Raw genomic sequence first — 19150 nt, 5'->3', positions numbered from 1 at the left:
AATTATTCTATCTGTATCATCAGGCATACGCGCAGCGCAGCTTCATTATTTCCTGATTGACTTCTTTTACCGTTTTGTAGTGCCGCTTTTCTGCACTGTCTGGCAATATCAACTTGCCATTATCAAACTCAAACTTTCCAATACCATAGATATAAATTCTGCCCTTAAACAACCGACTAACATGTTTCGCTATCATACCTGGCGTATAGCGCTTAAACAGTCTCATATTTTTTCCTTTTTATTTATTTTGCCCGGTGATTATAGGCTGTTTAATGTTACACAAGTGTGATCAATTTAGAATAAAACTAATTGTTGGCTTTGTTGTATTAGTTATTTGTGCTGGATGTAGCAAAAATTAAGAACAATATCTATTTTGACTCTTATTATGCTTGCCTATCAGAATAAATTTAGTTTTGTCTCTTAAGCCTTTTTGATGTTGCTGGCTATTGCTCTGATAACAAAAAAAGCCCGCAAAAATTGCGGGCGAAATAGTCACAGATGCATTACACAAAAAGTGGATATGACTATCAGAGTCTCCTTACAGACTCATCAATAGCCAGTGGATTCACTTTTGGCCCACCTAACCTATATATCTGCTAATAGAGCAGAGGGACACAATAGGGTGGGCAAAAAGGAGATTACATGATTTGAGTAGATATGAATATTTATTTATAGCGGATCAATAAGTATTCATGATTCTACATTTTATTTTGTGATATTGATCACATTTGGTGTTAATGAAGAGAGGTGGCTCGCAGTTTGTGTGGCGTTATTTCTAATTTCGTATGATGTCGGCAAAGGATGGTTGGCAGAGTTTCACAAGGTCATGTAGCTGAAGTGCGATACCTGCCATGTTACTGCCGCTGCTGATGGTTACCTCCTGCATATCCTTAAAAGTGACATCAAAAAAGATCGGCATATTGTCGGGGAGCAGTAATGGGGTCACTGTTCCTGGTTCATAACCGGTAATAGAGGGGACATCTTGTTGGGATACACAGGTCATACGACGGCACCGGAGCTGGGCCCTGACTTTTTTCGGGTCGGCCTGATAGTGGCCTGGCACACAGGCAAGAGCGTAGTTATTATCCATATCCCGCAGCAGAATGGATTTAACCATCTGCTCCGGTAAGATACCGCGCTGTCGGGCGGCATCCTCAATACTGGTCGCTGGTGTCTGGTGAGGCAACAGACGGAAAGAAACCTGTTGCCTGTTCAGGTATTCAGTTATTGGTGTCTTCATCATCAGTATGCAGATATGGCTGAGTATCTATCTTCCAGTGGTTGTCTGGCGTATCTTTCAGTCTTAATTCTGTGTTCGGTTCAAGATCCAGAGGCAGAACAATGAGCCCGATACCGTCACCATTACTGTACTGGTACTGGGTGATGAGTGGGCCAGCCGACCGCCAGTTATCACCAACACGTCTTTCCAGCAGGGGCTCTTTGCTAAGCAGAGCATCACAATGTCCGCTGACTTTAAACATACCACGTTTGTTTGCCCCACGATATTTGGCCCGGGCAACCGTTTCCTGACCGGTATAGCACCCTTTGGTAAAGCAAACCCCGTCCAGAAGGTGCAGGTTCAGCGCCTGAGGGATATGTTCATTCTGGTTAGCTATGGTAATACGGGGTACGGCTTCCTGGATATCACAGCAGTCCCAGATAGTTTCATCGGCAAAGTCGGCTTCTGTTGTCTTACTGACCAGTTCTGCGGCCTTGTCTTCACTCAGCAGCAATAACCAGCGGTTGTGACTGACTTTCACTGCTGTACCCCCAGAGATACCTCTCACGTCACCCTGTTGCTCAGACAGAGAGTTAATGAAAGCATCGGCCTGTTCACCAATCACACCGAGCGCGACATCGGTGGTATTGGCGATGCTGACCTGAGAAAAAACGGCGTATTTTTTCAGCTCAGCTAATGCGGTATCCAGCGCATCCGCGTGCTGAAACAGCGCCAGCCCTTCACCGTGATGGAACAGACGGAAGATGCTCCACATTTTGCCCTTAGGATCGCAGTGAGCTCCCAGCGTCGATTTATCGTCTGCGACGCTGACAACATCGCAGGTCAGTTGTCCCTGAAGGTAGCTTTTCGTATCGGTTCCTGTCACGGTAATCGCGGACCAGGAAGTTAAATGGGTGATGATCAGCTTAGGAAGCGGATCGGATGAAGTGATTGCCAGCGGAGAAAAAAGCGAGTTCCAAGTCATGTTGAGCTACCTGTTATTGTTTGTTCTGGTTATGGTAGTCCTCTTGTCATCATTTGTCAGCCATCACTTTTTTCATGCTTTGTGATTGGGGTATCTGCATGTTAACTAATAAAATCTCGCTGAATGCGGGTTGTTGGGGTAACTTGAACAGACTGGAATGAATGACTCAGGTTGGGAATATGTATACAGAGAAAGAAAGAGCGAGGATTAAGTGGTCATGCCGGCGGGGGATGCTGGAGCTGGATGTGGTGATTATGCCGTTCTATGAAGAGTGTTTTGATTCTCTGTCTGCAGAGGAGCAGACAGATTTTGTAGCGCTTCTGGAGTGTGATGATCCGGATTTATTTCGCTGGGTGATGCATCAGGGGGTCAGTGATGACCCCAAACTGGCTGCCATGGTAGATAAAATTGTCGCTCATAACGCCAGTAAACTCAGTTAGCCTTTATCTTCAAGCGTCCAAACTGGCCCGGGTCATGCAGTTGACGGTGGTCTGTTTGATTACTTGGTCTGTGCTGGTTTCACCTGTTCCATTGGTATGTGCTCTCTATTTGTTTGGGAGCTTTGCCTCTGCCTCGGATAATCTGATTGGCCAGGAATATACGGGGTTACTGCGTATAAGGCCGGGAAATAAGATGGTGATCGCTGACTCTCAGAATGAGAAAAAAGAACTCGATATCCGACGCGTTATCACGGTGTTCTGCCCGTTAATGATTCGTATAGAAACCAGCGATAGACGCTTGTTCCGTATCTGGAGAGACAGCTGCAATGAAGAGGATTATCGTCATTTACTGGTGGTGTTAAAGTCTCAGGACTGCGGTTAATGCAGGACGGTCGGGAACCCTAAAAATAACAGCAGCCCAATATCCGGGCTGCTGAAAACAGGGTATCAGAAGGTTATGCTCTGAAGTCATCTGGCTCCAGAATCGTCGGGCCACTGTTTTCCAGTTGATCCGGGTAATCCAGCGTATAGTGCAACCCGCGGCTTTCTTTACGTTGCATGGCACAGCGAACCATTAACTCCGCAACCTGAAGCAGGTTACGCATTTCCAGTAGATTATTGGATACCCGGAAGTTGCTGTAGTACTCATGGGTCTCCTGCTGCAGAAGCTGAATTCGTCGCATCGCACGTTCAAGACGTTTATCGGTGCGGACGATACCCATATAATCCCACATAAACAGGCGAAGCTCATGCCAGTTATGCTGGATGATTACTTCTTCGTCAGAGTTAGATACCAGGCTTTCATCCCACTGAGGGAGTGTGCCCGGCATTTCTGCCTCCGGTAGCTTTTCCAGGATATCATTGGCAGCCGACCAGCCGTATACGACACACTCAAGCAGGGAGTTTGAAGCCATACGGTTTGCACCGTGCAACCCGGTATAGGTGACTTCACCGATGGCATAAAGCTGTTTAAGATCCGTTTGCCCTTGCTGATCAATCATCACGCCACCACAAGTATAGTGGGCAGCAGGTACAATCGGGATCGGCTCTTGCGTCATATCGATGCCCAGATCCATCAGACGGGAGTAGATGGTCGGGAAATGTTTTTCGATAAAGTCCGCCGGCTTATGGCTGATATCCAGATACATACAGTCTGCACCAAGGCGCTTCATTTCAAAATCGATAGCACGGGCGACGACATCACGAGGGGCCAGTTCTCCGCGTTCATCAAAGTCCTTCATAAAGCGGGAGCCATCCGGACGTTTCAGGTAAGCGCCTTCGCCCCTTAAGGCTTCGGTCAGAAGGAAATTACGCGCTTCCGGGTGGTAAAGACAGGTTGGGTGGAACTGGTTGAACTCCAGGTTTGCAACACGACATCCTGCACGCCAGGCCATGGCGATACCGTCACCGGAAGAGACATCCGGGTTAGAAGTATACTGATAAACCTTTGATGCGCCGCCAGTAGCGAGTACCACAAATTTACTGCGGATAGTTTCTACATGTTCATTATTGCGGTTCCAGACGTAAGCACCCACGACTTTTTTTCTATTGCCGCCAATTTTGTCTTCAGTAATTAAATCAAGTGCGTTATGTCGTTCAAGGATGGTGATGTTCGGGTGGTGCTTAACATTGTCCTGCAGCGATGTCTGCATGGCCATCCCGGTAGCATCTGCGGCGTGAAGGATCCGGCGGTGGCTGTGTCCGCCTTCACGGGTCAGGTGGTAGCGAGGGCTGTCATCTGAATCATCGTCTTCCCGATCAAAAGGTACGCCGCCATCGATAAGCCACTGCACGCATTTTTTAGCGTTTTTGGTAATAAACTCAACCGTATCTTCTTCACAGATACCGGCTCCGGCAATCAACGTATCCTGGATATGAGAGTCGACACTGTCAGTTTCATCAAATACGGCTGCAATGCCGCCTTGGGCATAGAAAGTCGAGCCTTCGCTCCAGGGACCTTTACTGAGTACGATGACTTTCCCTTTATTTGCGACACGCAGAGCCAGAGACAGACCGGCAGCGCCGCTTCCTATTACTAATACATCACACTGATGTTCTCGGTTTGTGTTCATAAAACTTTTATATTCCCGAACTATATTAGAACAATCACAGATTTGCTCTTCAGAAAGAGGTTAAGTCATGAGAGATACGAGTCATTATGCGGCTAAACACTCATGCCTTCAAATTACTTTATTCACTTATTTCTTAAATCGCCCCTAATTTTCTCTTTTAATAGTGTTATTCCACGGCCATTTTTAATAGGCTGACAGCTTGTGGCATCACGCCTTGAGAAAAATAATTAAAATACGCTGGAACAGTGGAACTTTTCTGCTATCAATGAGTCACAATACTGCTCATGTAAGCGGTGGTGTCAATACTACATTTTGCATAATTAGTGCTCATATCTGAGAAGGTAAGGGCGAAAACAATAGGAGTACGTGCTCGAATGAACGAGCAATTGACCGATCAGGTATTGATTGAGCGGGTTCAGAAAGGAGATAAACAGGCATTCAATCTTTTGGTGATTAAGTATCAAAATAAAGTATGCAATCTTATTTCCCGGTACATAAATAATCCCGGTGATGTTCCTGATGTGGCGCAGGAAGCTTTTATCAAGGCTTACCGTGCCATCCCTAATTTCCGGGGAGAAAGTGCATTTTACACCTGGTTGTACCGAATCGCTGTGAATACAGCGAAGAACCACATCGTTGCGCAAGGGCGCAGGCCTCCGGCAAGTGATGTTGACGCTGAAGATGCTGAATTTTATGAAACAGGCAGTGCATTAAAAGAAATATCGAATCCGGAGAACCTGACGTTATCCAGTGAGCTGAAACGAACAGTGTTTGCCGCGATAGAGGCTCTGCCTGATGATTTGAAAACAGCAATGACTCTGCGAGAACTGGATGGTTTGAGCTATGAGGAAATTGCTTCTGTGATGGATTGTCCTGTAGGCACGGTACGTTCACGTATTTTCCGTGCCCGTGAAGCGGTGGAGAAAAAAATTCAACCGCTTATGGAACGCTAAACAAGGTTTATTGTCCAAACAAAATAGACACGGAACCACAAATAGGTATGGTGAAATAGATGGCTGATAAAGAATTGCTTTCAGCGCTGATGGATGGAGAAACTGTTGATAAGGCTTTGATATCAAAGCTGGAACAGGAGCCTGAAAGCCAGAAGACCTGGCAAAACTATCACCTTATTGGTGATGTTATGCGGGGTGAGGCACCGGAAACCGTCAGCTGGAATATCGCTGACAGTGTCGCTGCCGCATTGGAAAACGAGCCAAATTATACACAAGTGACAACACCTCTGGTGGAATCGCAGCCGACGCCTGCTCAGGCCCGACGTAAGCTTCCTGCCTGGCTAACCCAACTTGGGCAAGTGGCCGTGGCGGCGAGTGTGTCTTTGGCTGTGATTGTCGGTGTACAGCAATATGGCGGGGATTCCGGTCAGTCGCAGTCTGAACAGCTACCTGTTTTACAGACGATTCCTCTATCCGGTAATGTAGAGCCGGTGAGCCTGACTCGTGAAACAGTAAGCCCTAAAGCTTATCAGCAGACTCATCGCGATGAAGCTAAAGTACTGGAACAGCGCCGAAGAATTAATGCGCTGTTGCAAGATTATGAGTTGCAGTTACGTCTGACAACTGATACTAAAGCTCAGAAAACAGAACACTTACAACCGGTAGTTGAATGAAAATAATTCTGATCAGTGTGCTGACACTGTTCAGTTTGATCCAATCTCAAGCCTCGGCAGAGGAACACTCTGCGGAGGCTTTATTGCTTCAAATGAATCAAGCCAGTCAGCAGTTAAACTATGAACTTTCTTATATCCTGATAAAGAAAAACAGCATTGAGCCGCTGGTTTTTCGTCATGCCTCTGTCAGCGGTCATCGACTGGCTCATCTGGTTTATCTGAGTGGCCCGGTTCGGGAAGTGATACGCCGTGGTGAGGTCGTCAGTTATATCGAACCCGGCATGGAGCCTTTTTCTATACAGTCCGGCCAGATGATTGCACCACTTATCCCTTTGTTAAACAGCGATATCAAAACGCTGAGTCAGTACTATGACTTTGTTCTTATGGGGCGTTCCAGAGAAGCCGGTTCAGCTTCTCAGGTTGTTCGTGTGGTGCCTAAGGATGGCACACGCTATTCCTACATGTTGTGGGTCGATGAAAAGTCGAGCCTGCCACTTCGGGCGGATCTGGTTGACAGAGACGGTGAGGTGCTGGAGCAGTATCGGACGGTGTCTTATTCTGTTAATGAGAAAATCGCCGAGTATATGAGCCGCCTCAATGATGTGGAGTTACCCGGCGTTATCACGTTACCTGAGAGTAAAACTACGGTGTCCTCCTGGCAGGTTGGCTGGATTCCCGATGGGTTCAAACCTCATAATCTACACCGTTATAAGATGCTGAAAATTGAGAAGTTGGTAGAAAGTCAGATGTACAGTGATGGTCTGTTTAACTTCTCAGTCTATGTATCAGAGAGAGACAGTACATCTTTACAAGGGCATCTTGTTCGGCAGGGACGGCGTACATTACAAAGCTATGTAAAAGGCAATAAAGAGATCACGGTGGTAGGAGATATTCCTCCGGAAACGGCCAAGCATATCGCCCAGTCAGTGGTATTTAACTCTGGTACTGTGAAGCAAAAAGCGTTAAGTTCAAAAGGTGAGCAACCAGTAACGGATGAAGGGACTCAACCATGATGACAGCATTGGCAACTGTCACAGCAGTGACAGAAAGCAAACAGGGAAATGTGGTGGAACTCAGTTGCCAGCAACAAAGCAGTTGTAGCCACTGTTCGTCAAAAAGCAGTTGTGGAACAGGAATAGTGTCTAAAGCTGTAGGTAATAAGAGCCATAAATGGGCCCTAATTACCCAGAAAAAAGTCAAGCCCGGACAGATGATAGAGATTGGCTTGCCGGAGAAAAAACTGCTTCAGTTTGCCTCTGTGGTTTATCTTATTCCCATTGTAATGTTAATGCTGGGCGGGTTTCTTGGGGAGTCTCTGTTCGCTTCCGGTGATGGCGAAGGCTGGGTGATCTTATCGGCCTTCCTGTGCATGGCCGCCGGCATATGGCTGGCCCGCAAGTTATCTGAAAAGATGCAGCAGGCATCTGAACAGGCGATTACTCTGATAAGAGTGCTTGGAGATCCCGTTGATATTGGGTAGAATCTCGCAACTTTGTCGTAGTACCAGCTAATGCTGGTATTTTCTCCATCCATTTTTAAGAGTTAGTCACACCAACCTATGAAGCACATTCGTAATTTTTCGATTATCGCCCATATCGACCATGGTAAGTCGACCCTTTCTGACCGTTTGATTCACCAGTGTGGAGGGTTGAGCGACCGCGAAATGGATCAGCAAGTTCTGGATTCTATGGATCTGGAGCGTGAGCGTGGTATTACCATTAAAGCGCAGAGTGTGACTCTTAACTATACGGCTAAGGATGGGGAAACCTATCAGCTTAACTTTATCGATACTCCGGGACACGTAGACTTTTCTTATGAAGTATCCCGTTCGCTGGCAGCCTGTGAAGGCGCATTGCTGGTGGTGGACGCTGGTCAGGGGGTTGAAGCTCAGACGCTGGCAAACTGCTATACCGCGATTGAAATGGATCTGGAAGTGGTGCCAATCCTGAACAAGATTGACCTGCCTGCTGCGGACCCTGAGCGTGTAGCTGAGGAAATCGAAGAGATCGTTGGTATCGATGCGATGGAAGCCACTCGCTGCTCCGCTAAAACGGGGCTGGGTGTTGATGATGTGCTGGAAAATATTGTTTCTGCCATCCCGGCACCGGAAGGCGATCCGGATGCCCCGCTACAGGCACTGATTATTGATTCCTGGTTTGACAACTACCTTGGCGTTGTCTCACTGGTGCGTATTAAAAACGGCGTACTGAAGAAAAACGACAAGATTAAAGTAATGAGTACCGGTCAGGTATGGGGCGTTGACCGCCTTGGGATCTTTACCCCTAAGCAGCTTGATACCACAGAGCTGAATACTGGCGAAGTAGGCTGGGTTGTGTGTGGTATCAAAGATATCCTTGGTGCCCCGGTGGGTGATACCCTGACACTGGCTAAAAACGGCTGTGAAAAAGCGCTGCCAGGATTTCAGAAGGTCAAACCTCAGGTGTATGCGGGTTTGTTCCCTGTGTCGTCTGATGATTATGAAAACTTCCGTGATGCGCTGGGTAAGCTGAGCCTGAATGATGCTTCTCTTTTCTATGAGCCAGAAAACTCTGCGGCTCTGGGCTTTGGTTTCCGTTGTGGTTTCCTTGGCATGCTGCATATGGAGATCATTCAGGAACGTCTTGAGCGCGAATACGATCTGGACCTTATCACTACCGCACCGACAGTAGTGTATGAAGTTGAGAAAACCGATGGTACCGCTCTGTACGTGGACAGCCCGGCTAAACTGCCGGCGGTTAATGACATTGAGGAAATTCGAGAGCCGATTGCACGCTGTAATATTCTGGTTCCGTCTGACTACCTAGGTAACGTAATTACCCTCTGTGTCGAAAAACGCGGTGTTCAGGTCGATATGATTTACCACGGTAATCAGGTGGCGGTCACCTATGACATCCCGATGGCCGAAGTGGTTCTGGACTTCTTCGACCGCCTGAAATCGACCTCTCGCGGTTATGCTTCTCTGGATTACAACTTCCAGCGTTTTGAAGCGTCCGATATGGTGCGGGTAGACGTTCTGTTGAATGGTGACCGGGTCGATGCTCTGGCGATTATTACCCATAAAGATCAGGCTCAGAGCCGTGGCCGTCTGCTGGTCGAGAAGATGAAAGAGTTTATTCCACGTCAGATGTTTGATATTGCGATTCAGGCTGCTATTGGTAACCATATTATCGCGCGTTCTACGGTCAAGCAGCTGCGTAAAAACGTCATCGCCAAGTGTTATGGTGGTGACGTCAGCCGTAAGAAGAAACTGCTGAAGAAGCAGAAAGAAGGTAAGAAACGCATGAAGCAGATCGGTAACGTTGAACTGCCTCAGGAGGCGTTCCTGGCCATTCTGCATGTCGGCAAAGATTAAGTAGTCAAAAGCTAGCTGGTTATTATTCATTATGGTCATTCCCGCGAAGGCGGGAATCTTATTTTTTAAGGCATACTCTCGTTCCCACGCTCCCGCGTGGGAATGCATAAGAGTTATATTGATTGACGATATTCCAGTACTCGTGATTACAGCGGTGATTCAGGCGAATCGATATCAGCCGGTTATGTATGGTAGCGTTGAGCCCGGTACGCATTCCCACGCAGAGCATGGGAACGAGGAAATGAGATAGCGAATAATAACTTTGTTCGTATGAGGCTCTCTTAAAGAGAAAGAGCAAACTATAAGGAATACTGATGGCTAATACATTCTCGCTGATTCTGGTTATTGTGACGCTGGTCACTGGGGTCGTCTGGGCGCTTGAAAAACTGGTATGGGCGAAACAGCGGGCACAGAAACTGGAAGAAGTAGAAGCGCAGACCATGAACGGTCTGGAAGAAGAGGTCGCCTCCAAAGTGGCTCCCCAGCCATGGTGGGTAGAAAACAGCGTATCTATTTTTCCGGTTATCGCCTTTGTGTTGGTGCTGCGCTCTTTCGTGTTTGAGCCATTTCAGATTCCATCCGGTTCCATGATGCCGACTCTGCTGGTCGGAGACTTCATTCTGGTCGAAAAATACGCCTACGGTATTAAAGATCCGGTATTTCGTTCCAAGCTGGTAGAAACCGGTAAACCAGAACGTGGTGATATTGCGGTATTTAAATATCCTCCTCAGCCTAGTATTGATTACATTAAACGAGTGGTAGGCCTGCCAGGTGATACGGTTCGTTACAGCGCGAACAAACAGATTTGTGTTAAACCTAAGGGACAGTCTACTTGCGAGCCTGTGAAACTGTCCAATGTAGTGGAAAGCCAGTTTATACAGAATAATATTCCTTTGATGCGTCTGGATGAAAAATTGGGTGAGGTTCAGCATCAGATCCTGATGAATCCGATTCGTCAGGATAACATTGCGGCTTATCAGCCGAGATCTGGTATCAACGAATGGGTGGTACCTGAAGGTCAGTACTTTATGATGGGTGATAACCGTGATAATAGTGCTGACAGCCGCTACTGGGGTTTTGTCCCGGAAGCAAACCTTGTAGGTAAAGCTATCGGTATCTGGATTAGCTTTGAGTTTGAGCGTAGTGCGGACAGCGTGCTGCCTTCATGGATCCCTACCGGTGTACGTTTTAGTCGCATCGGTGGCATTAAATAACAGAGAGAGTATGACTACTCCTATTAATCGATTAGAGAGAAGGGTCGGCTATCAGTTTAATGATAGTGGCCTGATTAATCTGGCGCTGACACATCGCAGTGCCAACAGTCAACATAATGAACGTCTTGAGTTTCTGGGCGATTCAATTTTAAGTTTTGTCATCGCTGACGATCTCTATCATCGCTTTCCTAAAGTGAATGAAGGGGATATGAGCCGTATGCGTGCGACACTGGTTCGTGGCCATACACTGGCGGAACTGGCACGTGAGTTTGTGCTGGGAGATTACTTAAAATTAGGTCCAGGTGAGCTGAAAAGCGGTGGTTTCCGCCGGGATTCTATTCTGGCAGATGCTGTCGAGGCGATTATCGGTGCAATTTATTTGGACAGTGATATTGAGACTGTTCGCCAGGTTGTACTTTCCTGGTATCAGGAGCGTCTGGATAAAATTCAGCCTGGTGTGTCTCAGAAAGACCCTAAGACTCGTTTGCAGGAGTTTTTACAGGGGCGCAAAAAACCGTTACCTGTTTATTCTGTGACGAATATTAAAGGCGAAGCGCATAATCAGGAATTTACGGTTTCGTGTGAAGTTTCAGGTGTGGATAAACCTGTTATCGGTAAAGGCACCAGTCGCCGCAAGGCAGAGCAGGCGGCTGCTGAATTAGCTTTGGGAACACTGACTAATGTCTGATGAGAACAACGAATTTGATCTGGATGCGTACTTTGCTTCGCACGGAGAAGCAAGCACGAGTCCGGACAACCAGCACTGTGGTTTTATTGCCATTGTCGGGCGTCCGAATGTGGGTAAATCAACGCTGCTGAACCATATTCTGGGGCAGAAAATATCTATTACTTCCCGTAAACCGCAGACGACTCGTCACCGTATTATGGGGGTGGACACTGATGGTGACTATCAGGCTATCTATGTGGATACTCCCGGGTTGCACATCGAGGAGAAGCGGGCGATCAACCGTCTGATGAACCGTGCGGCTAATAGCTCCCTGAGTGACGTTAATCTGGTGCTGTTCCTGGTAGAAGGCACGCACTGGACTGACGATGATGAGATGGTGCTGACTAAGCTGAAGAAGGCGAACTTCCCTGTCGTACTTTGTGTGAACAAAGTGGACAACGTGAAAGATCGCAATGAAGTGATGCTGCACATGCACGAACTGTCTAAAAAGATGGACTTTGTTGACGTGATCCCGATTTCTGCCAAACATGGCAAAAATACCGATGCGATTCGTAAACATGTGCGCGAACACCTGCCAAAAGCGGTTCATCACTTCCCGGAAGAGTATGTCACGGATCGCTCTCAGCGCTTTATGGCCTCTGAAATTCTGCGTGAGAAGTTGATGCGTTTTACCGGCGACGAGTTACCTTACTCCGTCACGGTTGAGATAGAACGTTTTGACTATAATCCTGAAACGGATGGTTTTCATATCAATGCGCTGATTCTGGTTGAACGCAGCGGTCAGAAGAAAATGGTGATAGGAAAAGGTGGCGAGAAGATCAAAACCATCGGCCGTGAAGCCCGTCTGGATATGGAAGAGCTGTTCGGGCGCAAAGTGTATCTGGAAACCTGGGTTAAAGTGAAATCCGGTTGGGCAGATGACGAACGTGCTTTGCGATCACTGGGTTATATCGACGACCTGGATTAGGGTTGTTCAGAATACAGATTACAGAGCGGTCGCAGGCTCCCTTATAGATTACAGAGGCTAGACCGCTGCGCTGCTATCTCGTTCCCATGCTCCCGCGTGGGAATGCATACGGAACTATAGCAATCGTCGGTATTCTTGTGCTTGTGATTCTTATATGGTCATAGCGAACTAATATTGTCTCGTTCCCATGCTCCCGCGTGGGAATGCATATGGAACTATAGCAATCGTCGGTATTCTTGTGCCTGTGATTATTATATGGTCATAGCTAACTAATATCATGTGTAAGAATATCAAGCCAGGTCTGCGTTCCCACGCAGAGCATGGGAACGAGGGGGCATGGTTAACATGAGTGAAGGTTCCAGCCTCCAGCGCTGCTTTGTTCTCCATCGTCGCCCTTACAGCGAATCCAGCCTGATCCTGGACGTATTCAGTGAGGAATATGGCCGGTTAACCCTGATGTCTAAAGGCGCTCGCAGCAAGCGTTCCAGCCTCAAAGGGGCACTTCAGCCTTTTACTCCTTTATTGATGAAGTGGTCTGGCAAAGGGGGAATGAAAACCCTGCGTCAGGCTGAACCTATTAGCCTTGGTCTGCCTCTTAACGGCATTAACCTCTACTCGGCTATGTATGTGAATGAGTTGCTGGCCCGGGTGGTGGAGCCGGAAACCCCTTACCCTGCGTTGTTTCATGATTACCTGCACGTTTTATCTGAACTGGCGCAGGTCGATAATCCTGAGCCGCCTTTGCGACGATTTGAATTAGCACTATTGTCCGCTTTGGGATATGGAGTCGATTTCCTGCATTGTGCCGGAACCGATGAGCCAGTCGATCCTGAGATGACCTACCGTTATCGTGAACAGAAAGGCTTTATTGCCAGTGTCCGCCGAGACAACCTGACTTTTCGTGGTGATGAGCTGATCGCTATTGCTGAAAGGCGCTTTTTAACCAAAGAGCAGCTAAAAGCGGCAAAACGCTTTACACGTATAGCGCTTAAGCCTTATCTTGGCGGAAAACCATTAAAAAGCAGGGAGCTATTTACATTAAGGACAGCTCCCATAGTACGGAGTACTGAAAAATGAGTTCAATCCTTTTAGGTGTCAACATCGACCATATTGCCACTCTGCGTAATGCCCGAGGTACCAAGTACCCCGATCCGGTTCATGCGGCAGAAATTGCAGAGCGGGCGGGTGCTGATGGTATCACTATCCATTTGCGTGAGGACCGTCGACATATAAAAGACCGGGACGTACGTATTCTACGTGAAACCATTCAGACTCGCATGAATCTGGAAATGGCGGTGACCGATGAGATGGTGGATATTGCCGTTAATACGAAACCTGAATATGTGTGTCTGGTACCGGAAAAGCGTGAAGAGCTGACCACAGAAGGTGGACTGGATGTCGCAGGCCAACTGGACAAAATAAAGTCCGCGACAGCAAAACTGACGGAAGCCGGAATTAAAGTATCGCTGTTTATTGATGCCAGCAGAGAGCAGATTGATGCGGCAAAAGCATGTGGTGCCCCGTTTATTGAGTTGCATACCGGTCATTATGCTGATGCAGAAACCGATCAGGATCAGCAAAGTGAACTGAAAAAGATCGCGGCTGCGGCCAGCTATGCGGATGATTTAGGTATTACGGTTAACGCAGGGCATGGCCTGACTTACCATAATGTTGCTGCAATCGCCGCTTTGCCTGAGATCTACGAACTGAATATCGGTCACTCTATTATCGGTCGTGCTGTCTTTGATGGTCTGGATAAAGCTGTTGCGGATATGAAGACGACGATGCTTGAGGCGCGCCGGTAATTCGCTATGGCAATTATTGGTTTAGGCACAGATATCGCTGAAATCGGGCGTATTGAAAAGGCGCTGGAACGTTCCGGTGATGCGTTTGCTGAACGTATTCTGGCTGAGTCCGAAATGACGGTTTTTACCGGGCTGAAACAGAAAGGGCGTTATCTGGCCAAACGTTTTGCGGCGAAAGAAGCGGCGTCTAAAGCGTTGGGAACCGGTATTGCCCATGGCGTGACGCTTCACGATTTTGTGGTGCGTAATGATGAGCATGGTAAGCCCGTGCTTGAGCTCAGTAATAAAGCCAAAGAAATCGCACAGGGTATGGGCGTGAACCATACCCATATTTCGATTTCAGATGAGCGGCACTATGCGGTGGTCACGGTGGTGTTTGAGTCATAAACGAAGATAACAGAGCGGTCACAGGCTCCCTTAAGATTACAGAAGAAAATACAATCTAGATTTTCTTCTGTATTCTCCAAGCGAAGCGCTCTGTATTCTCTCTAGCCTCTAGCCTCTAGCCTCTAGCCTCTAGCCTCTAGCCTCTAGCCTTCTAGGTATTCTTTAGCTGCTGTCACGACTTTCTCCATCTCATCCTGCAGTTCAAACAGTTCTGGCTCGGTATCCTCAATTGTCATCCCTGAACGCAGGTTCTTCTCGATGGTTGCACAGACGGCCTTTAATCTTGGTACACCACAATACGAGCAACTGCCATGCAGTTTATGGACATGATGCAGCAGGGTGCTTACCGGGTAGGTATCATCAGATAGTGCCTGTTCCACAACGCTATTAACTTCCCCAATATAACTGACTAGCATATCCAGCATTTCACGGGCCAGGGATGCCTTATTCGCAGACTGCTTTAGCGCAATGTTCCAATCGATAACCCGCCTGGCCGGTTGTGGCTGTGCTTCTGCCGGGGTGTCGCTCAGAACCACTTTTTCTACCTGACTGGTATCGGTCTCAGGGTTCCAGTGGACTAGAACCTGCTGCAGTATGTGTTCTTCAATGGGTTTAGTCAGGTAGTCATCCATACCGGCTTTCAGCAGTCGGTCTCGTTCACCGGTCATGGCATGCGCTGTGACTGCGATGACAGGCGTTTGCTTATTCAGAGGTGTCGCTTTTATATGCTGACAGGCCTGTACGCCGTCCATATGAGGCATCTGAATGTCCATCAGGATCATATCGAACCTCTGTTGCCTGGCTTCTTCAACCGCCTGATGACCGCCGGTACAGGTGACAACATGTTCCACCCTTTCCGCTAATAGCGCAGAAATCAGTTTCAGGTTTGCCGGGTTATCGTCGACCGCCATTACCTTCAGTGGCAGTTTTTCCTCATCGGTCACCGGTTCAGCAAGAGACACCACCGGTGTTACTGGCTGGTGTTGAGTCAATGTGAGCAGTAACTTACGTCGCGAAATCGGTTTGGTCAGGCACTGCACCGGTAATGTTTGTACCAGTTTTTCAGCCAGAGCCAGCTCGGTACTGGGCAAGCCAATGATAATTTGTCTTGTGTACTGCTGGATAGTTTCGACCCATTCCTGAATATCATTCTCATCGCAGGGGTATTTGGGTGACAGGTTAATTAATACGCAGTCCTGTGGCTGGCACTGATCCGGCACACTGGCCTGGTAAGTGACCTGCAGCCCTTCGTGTGTCAGCATGGTCTGGATTACCGAGGCTGCCTGCATATTTGGCTCTATCAGCAGAATCTGTTTATCTTTCAGAATCTGTTTATCAATCGGTTGCCCAAGAGGGAGATCGGTCGTTGCCAGGTGCAGAGTAAACCAGAACGTTGACCCCTGGTGCAGGCGGCTGGTCAGGCTGATCTCCCCCCCCATTTGTCCAACCAGTTTACGGGAGATAACCAGTCCGAGTCCGGTACCGCCATAGCGTCGGGATATACTGGCATCAGCCTGACTGAAGGCTTGAAAGAGCTGGGCCTGTTGACGTTCCGAAATACCAATACCGGTATCACGGATCATAAACTGTAGCTCCGCAGAGTCTTTATGTTCTGCCTTGAGCTCAACGGTAATATCAATATTGCCCCGTTCTGTAAATTTGATGGAGTTACCGACCAGGTTAGTCAGCACTTGCTGTATGCGTAGAGGATCACCGACCAGTCCTTTGGGTACCTTTGGATCGACCTTAAGGGTGAGTTCCAGCCCTTTTTCATGAGCGGAAGGGGCCAGCAGGCTGACCACTTCTTCCAGATTCTCCTGAAATTCAAACGGGATGTTTTCCAGCAGGAGTTTTCCTGCTTCCAGCTTGGAGAAGTCCAGAATGTCATTGATGATATTCAGCAGGTTATTGGCTGAACGTTCGATGGTTTGCAGGTAGTCGGTCTGGCTGGAGGTCAGGTTGGTTTTCAGCATCTGACGGGCAAACCCAATCACGCCGTTCAGTGGGGTTCTCAGCTCGTGCGACATGTTGGCCAGGAACTCGGATTTAACCCGGGCGGCTTCCTGAGCCCGTTTTTTAGCCAGATCTAACTCAACGTTCTGAATTTCCAACTGTTCCAGTGTTTCCCGTAGATCCGAGGTAGCCTGATCGATGCTGTTTTGCATCTCCATATGGTACTCTGACAGAGACATCGCCATGGCGTTGATACCATTTTTCAGCGTATCTAGTTCACCGTGCATCTTTCCTTCTATGCGTGAATCCAGATGCCCGCGGCGTATTTTGTCGACCGTACGCTTCATATTCGTGATCGGCTGGGTGACTTCCTGCATCAGTTTGTAAGCAAACAGGCCTGCCATCGAAAGCCCAAGCACCAGAACAATCAAGGCCGCGAAGACTTCCTGATACTGCTGCAGTCTTAATGGTGAGGTGTCCAGTTCCATCGCAATATAACCCAGCACTTTGGTCATATCGGTTCTTAACCCGTTCTCGATATCAAACTGGCCTTCAGCCAGAATAGGGGCGTGCAAAATAACGCGGGAATCAATGACTTCAATGCTGGTCAGTAGTGGTATTGGTTTATCTTTTGCCAGCTTGAGAGATTCGAAGTTCGGATGGAAATTAGAGGTGACAAACAGCTGATGTTTTGCATCGAATACCGCAATACTGCGGATGATATCGGAGTTTTTCCGGTGTGCGTAGCCGATCAAACGCCGGACGGCATCATGGCTTTGTTGCAGCATGCCGTATTCGCTGGCAATCGCCAATGGTTCGAGGATACTGGTTCCGGAGTCGATGAGCTGGTTTTCCAGATCATTATAACGATTCAGGGTGAAGAACGTACTTAATAGCAACCCGATAACCAGGGTAGGAGCAAGGGTTAATGTAATAACGCGGGCGCGCAAACCATATTTGGTCATGTTTACCTGATTACAAGGATGTCTGGATATGGGAAAATATGCAGTAGCTTAAATCAAAGCCAACCATTTCGACAATTCTTCCCGGTAAAAATAGTGGGAGGAAGCTTGTTTTTTATAAAAATAGCGATATCAGAGCAATAGCATGGCACGTTTTTATCAACCAAAGAAGAAAAACCCGTTAGTCACCAAACATCAGCCGATAATGATCGAAAAGTTGGATCATCATGGCGCTGGTATCGGCTATTTAAACCGGAAGCCTGTGTTTGTCGAAGGGGGACTGCCGGGAGAAGAGGTACTGATCCAGCTTACGGAAAGTAAGAGTAAGTACGCCAGAGCCAACCTGATCAAAATCCTGTCGGCCAGCCCGCAAAGAACCGAACCCTTTTGCCCTCACTATAATCAGTGCGGCGGCTGTAATATGCAGCACCTGAATGATGACAATCAGCAGGAGTACAAACAGCAGTCGTTACGCCAGTTGGTGAAGAAGTTTGCCGGAGAAGAGGCTGAACTGGAGCCGGTTATCTCCGGGCCGGAAAAAGCTTACCGACGCAGAGCCCGTTTTAGCCTGATGAAAAACCGCAAGACTGGCGAGTTCAGCTTTGGCTTTCGTAAAAAGCAGAGTAAGCAAATCGTCGATATTGACCGTTGTCCGGTACTGGCGACAGAGTTGAACGAGTTGTTGCCAGAGCTGCGGGAGCTGTTGAGCGGTTTCAGGCAACAGGACCAATTGGGGCACGTAGAGCTGGTGGCGGGGGATAATACCCGTGTCGTTCTGCTGCGGGCTCTGAAGCCGCTTGCTGAGCCGGATGAACAGGCCATACTTGAGTTTGCCCGCAAGAACAACGTAACCCTTTATCTTCAGGTGGCAGACAAAGCGCCGCTGCAAGTCTGCGGCGAGGAGGCATACTATAGCGAAATCGGTATGACAATCCCGTTTTTGCCCACAAACTTCATTCAGGTTAACCGCAGCGTTAACCAGCAGATGGTGGTGCAGGCTCTGGAGTGGCTGGAGGTCGAAGCTGATGAACGGGTACTGGACCTGTTCTGTGGGTTGGGTAACTTTAGCCTGCCTCTGGCGAAGCTGGCTGAGCGTGTTGTCGGCGTTGAGGGCGTGGATGATATGGTTATCCGGGCGAAGGCTAATGCTGAGCTGAACAAACTGGATAATACCGAGTTTGTTCAGGCCAATCTGGAGCAGGCGCTGACGGATAAAAAGTGGGCCAGTGCACAGTTTGATAAAGTCCTGCTGGATCCGGCAAGAGCAGGAGCGGCGGGCGTTATAGAGCAACTGTCTGCCTTGGGGGCGAAAAGAGTGGTGTATGTTTCATGTAACCCTGCTACCCTTGCCAGAGATTCGCAGAGTTTACTGCAACAAGGGTATACACTGGAAAAACTGGGCATGCTGGATATGTTTCCGCATACCAGCCACCTGGAGTCAATGGCCCTGTTTGTTAGATAAGTTTGTCAGATAAATCT

Annotated in this window: 19 protein-coding genes; 14 read left to right on the top strand and 5 right to left on the bottom strand. The window is 48.1% G+C overall.

The window, feature by feature from the left end; translation table 11 throughout:
* Positions 1 to 19: 19 nt before the first annotated feature.
* The 3 genes from DI392_RS05880 to ygfZ all read right to left on the bottom strand — a co-directional run bounded on the left by DI392_RS05880 (position 20) and on the right by ygfZ (position 2204).
* Positions 20 to 226, bottom strand: coding sequence for a DUF1107 domain-containing protein (locus tag DI392_RS05880; RefSeq protein WP_109318967.1), 207 nt, complete (start codon positions 224 to 226; stop codon positions 20 to 22).
* 549 nt (positions 227 to 775) lie between these two features.
* Entirely contained in the window at positions 776 to 1240 is a 465-nt protein-coding gene (locus DI392_RS05875) for an aminoacyl-tRNA deacylase (protein ID WP_425445680.1), read from the bottom strand.
* A complete protein-coding gene (ygfZ, locus tag DI392_RS05870) occupies positions 1221 to 2204 on the bottom strand; it encodes a tRNA-modifying protein YgfZ (RefSeq protein WP_109318965.1) in 984 nt (327 codons plus the stop codon). The genes DI392_RS05875 and ygfZ overlap by 20 nt, the downstream gene beginning before the upstream one ends.
* A gap of 179 nt (positions 2205 to 2383) precedes the next feature.
* On the opposite strand from ygfZ, the gene DI392_RS05865 reads away from it, so the two are divergent.
* Both DI392_RS05865 and DI392_RS05860 read left to right on the top strand, forming a co-directional pair.
* Positions 2384 to 2644, top strand: coding sequence for an FAD assembly factor SdhE (locus DI392_RS05865; RefSeq protein ID WP_109319039.1), 261 nt, complete (start codon positions 2384 to 2386; stop codon positions 2642 to 2644).
* Positions 2613 to 3026: a protein YgfX gene (locus DI392_RS05860; RefSeq protein WP_342749702.1), complete on the top strand. Its 414-nt coding sequence runs from the start codon at positions 2613 to 2615 to the stop codon at positions 3024 to 3026. Before DI392_RS05865 ends, DI392_RS05860 begins: the two co-directional genes overlap by 32 nt.
* A 73-nt stretch (positions 3027 to 3099) precedes the next feature.
* On the opposite strand, the gene nadB is transcribed toward DI392_RS05860, so the two are convergent.
* Positions 3100 to 4716: an L-aspartate oxidase gene (gene nadB, locus DI392_RS05855; protein WP_109318963.1), complete on the bottom strand. Its 1617-nt coding sequence runs from the start codon at positions 4714 to 4716 to the stop codon at positions 3100 to 3102.
* A 374-nt stretch (positions 4717 to 5090) separates the two neighbouring features.
* Between nadB and rpoE the strand changes: the two genes are divergently transcribed.
* The 11 genes from rpoE to acpS all read left to right on the top strand — a co-directional run bounded on the left by rpoE (position 5091) and on the right by acpS (position 14756).
* On the top strand, positions 5091 to 5669 hold the full coding sequence (gene rpoE / locus DI392_RS05850; protein WP_109318962.1) for an RNA polymerase sigma factor RpoE: 579 nt from the start codon (positions 5091 to 5093) through the stop codon (positions 5667 to 5669).
* A 59-nt stretch (positions 5670 to 5728) separates the two neighbouring features.
* A complete protein-coding gene (locus tag DI392_RS05845; protein ID WP_109318961.1) occupies positions 5729 to 6343 on the top strand; it encodes an RseA family anti-sigma factor in 615 nt (204 codons plus the stop codon).
* A complete protein-coding gene (gene rseB / locus DI392_RS05840) occupies positions 6340 to 7356 on the top strand; it encodes a sigma-E factor regulatory protein RseB (protein WP_109318960.1) in 1017 nt (338 codons plus the stop codon). Before DI392_RS05845 ends, rseB begins: the two co-directional genes overlap by 4 nt.
* The gene (locus DI392_RS05835) at positions 7353 to 7823 is read left to right on the top strand and encodes a SoxR reducing system RseC family protein (protein WP_109318959.1); all 471 of its coding nucleotides are present in this window, start codon (positions 7353 to 7355) and stop codon (positions 7821 to 7823) included. The genes rseB and DI392_RS05835 overlap by 4 nt, the downstream gene beginning before the upstream one ends.
* A gap of 78 nt (positions 7824 to 7901) precedes the next feature.
* Positions 7902 to 9695, top strand: coding sequence for a translation elongation factor 4 (lepA, locus tag DI392_RS05830; RefSeq protein WP_109318958.1), 1794 nt, complete (start codon positions 7902 to 7904; stop codon positions 9693 to 9695).
* Between the two features lie 314 nt (positions 9696 to 10009).
* Positions 10010 to 10909, top strand: coding sequence for a signal peptidase I (gene lepB / locus DI392_RS05820; RefSeq protein ID WP_109318956.1), 900 nt, complete (start codon positions 10010 to 10012; stop codon positions 10907 to 10909).
* Between the two features lie 10 nt (positions 10910 to 10919).
* Positions 10920 to 11597 (top strand): ribonuclease III, encoded by a 678-nt coding sequence (gene rnc / locus DI392_RS05815; protein WP_109318955.1) that lies wholly within the window; start codon positions 10920 to 10922, stop codon positions 11595 to 11597.
* On the top strand, positions 11590 to 12564 hold the full coding sequence (gene era, locus DI392_RS05810) for a GTPase Era (RefSeq protein ID WP_109318954.1): 975 nt from the start codon (positions 11590 to 11592) through the stop codon (positions 12562 to 12564). The genes rnc and era overlap by 8 nt, the downstream gene beginning before the upstream one ends.
* A gap of 345 nt (positions 12565 to 12909) precedes the next feature.
* A complete protein-coding gene (gene recO, locus DI392_RS05805) occupies positions 12910 to 13641 on the top strand; it encodes a DNA repair protein RecO (protein WP_109318953.1) in 732 nt (243 codons plus the stop codon).
* Positions 13638 to 14369, top strand: coding sequence for a pyridoxine 5'-phosphate synthase (gene pdxJ / locus DI392_RS05800; RefSeq protein ID WP_109318952.1), 732 nt, complete (start codon positions 13638 to 13640; stop codon positions 14367 to 14369). Before recO ends, pdxJ begins: the two co-directional genes overlap by 4 nt.
* A gap of 6 nt (positions 14370 to 14375) precedes the next feature.
* A complete protein-coding gene (gene acpS / locus DI392_RS05795; RefSeq protein WP_109318951.1) occupies positions 14376 to 14756 on the top strand; it encodes a holo-ACP synthase in 381 nt (126 codons plus the stop codon).
* 143 nt (positions 14757 to 14899) lie between these two features.
* On the opposite strand, the gene barA is transcribed toward acpS, so the two are convergent.
* A complete protein-coding gene (barA, locus tag DI392_RS05790) occupies positions 14900 to 17674 on the bottom strand; it encodes a two-component sensor histidine kinase BarA (protein WP_109318950.1) in 2775 nt (924 codons plus the stop codon).
* Positions 17675 to 17816: 142 nt separating this feature from the next.
* On the opposite strand from barA, the gene rlmD reads away from it, so the two are divergent.
* A complete protein-coding gene (gene rlmD, locus DI392_RS05785; RefSeq protein ID WP_109318949.1) occupies positions 17817 to 19133 on the top strand; it encodes a 23S rRNA (uracil(1939)-C(5))-methyltransferase RlmD in 1317 nt (438 codons plus the stop codon).
* Positions 19134 to 19150: the final 17 nt, after the last annotated feature.

The sequence above is a fragment of the Vibrio albus genome (genome assembly GCF_003144035.1).
Taxonomy (GTDB): Bacteria; Pseudomonadota; Gammaproteobacteria; order Enterobacterales; family Vibrionaceae; genus Vibrio; species Vibrio albus.
This window is presented reverse-complemented; position numbering and strand designations above follow the sequence as displayed.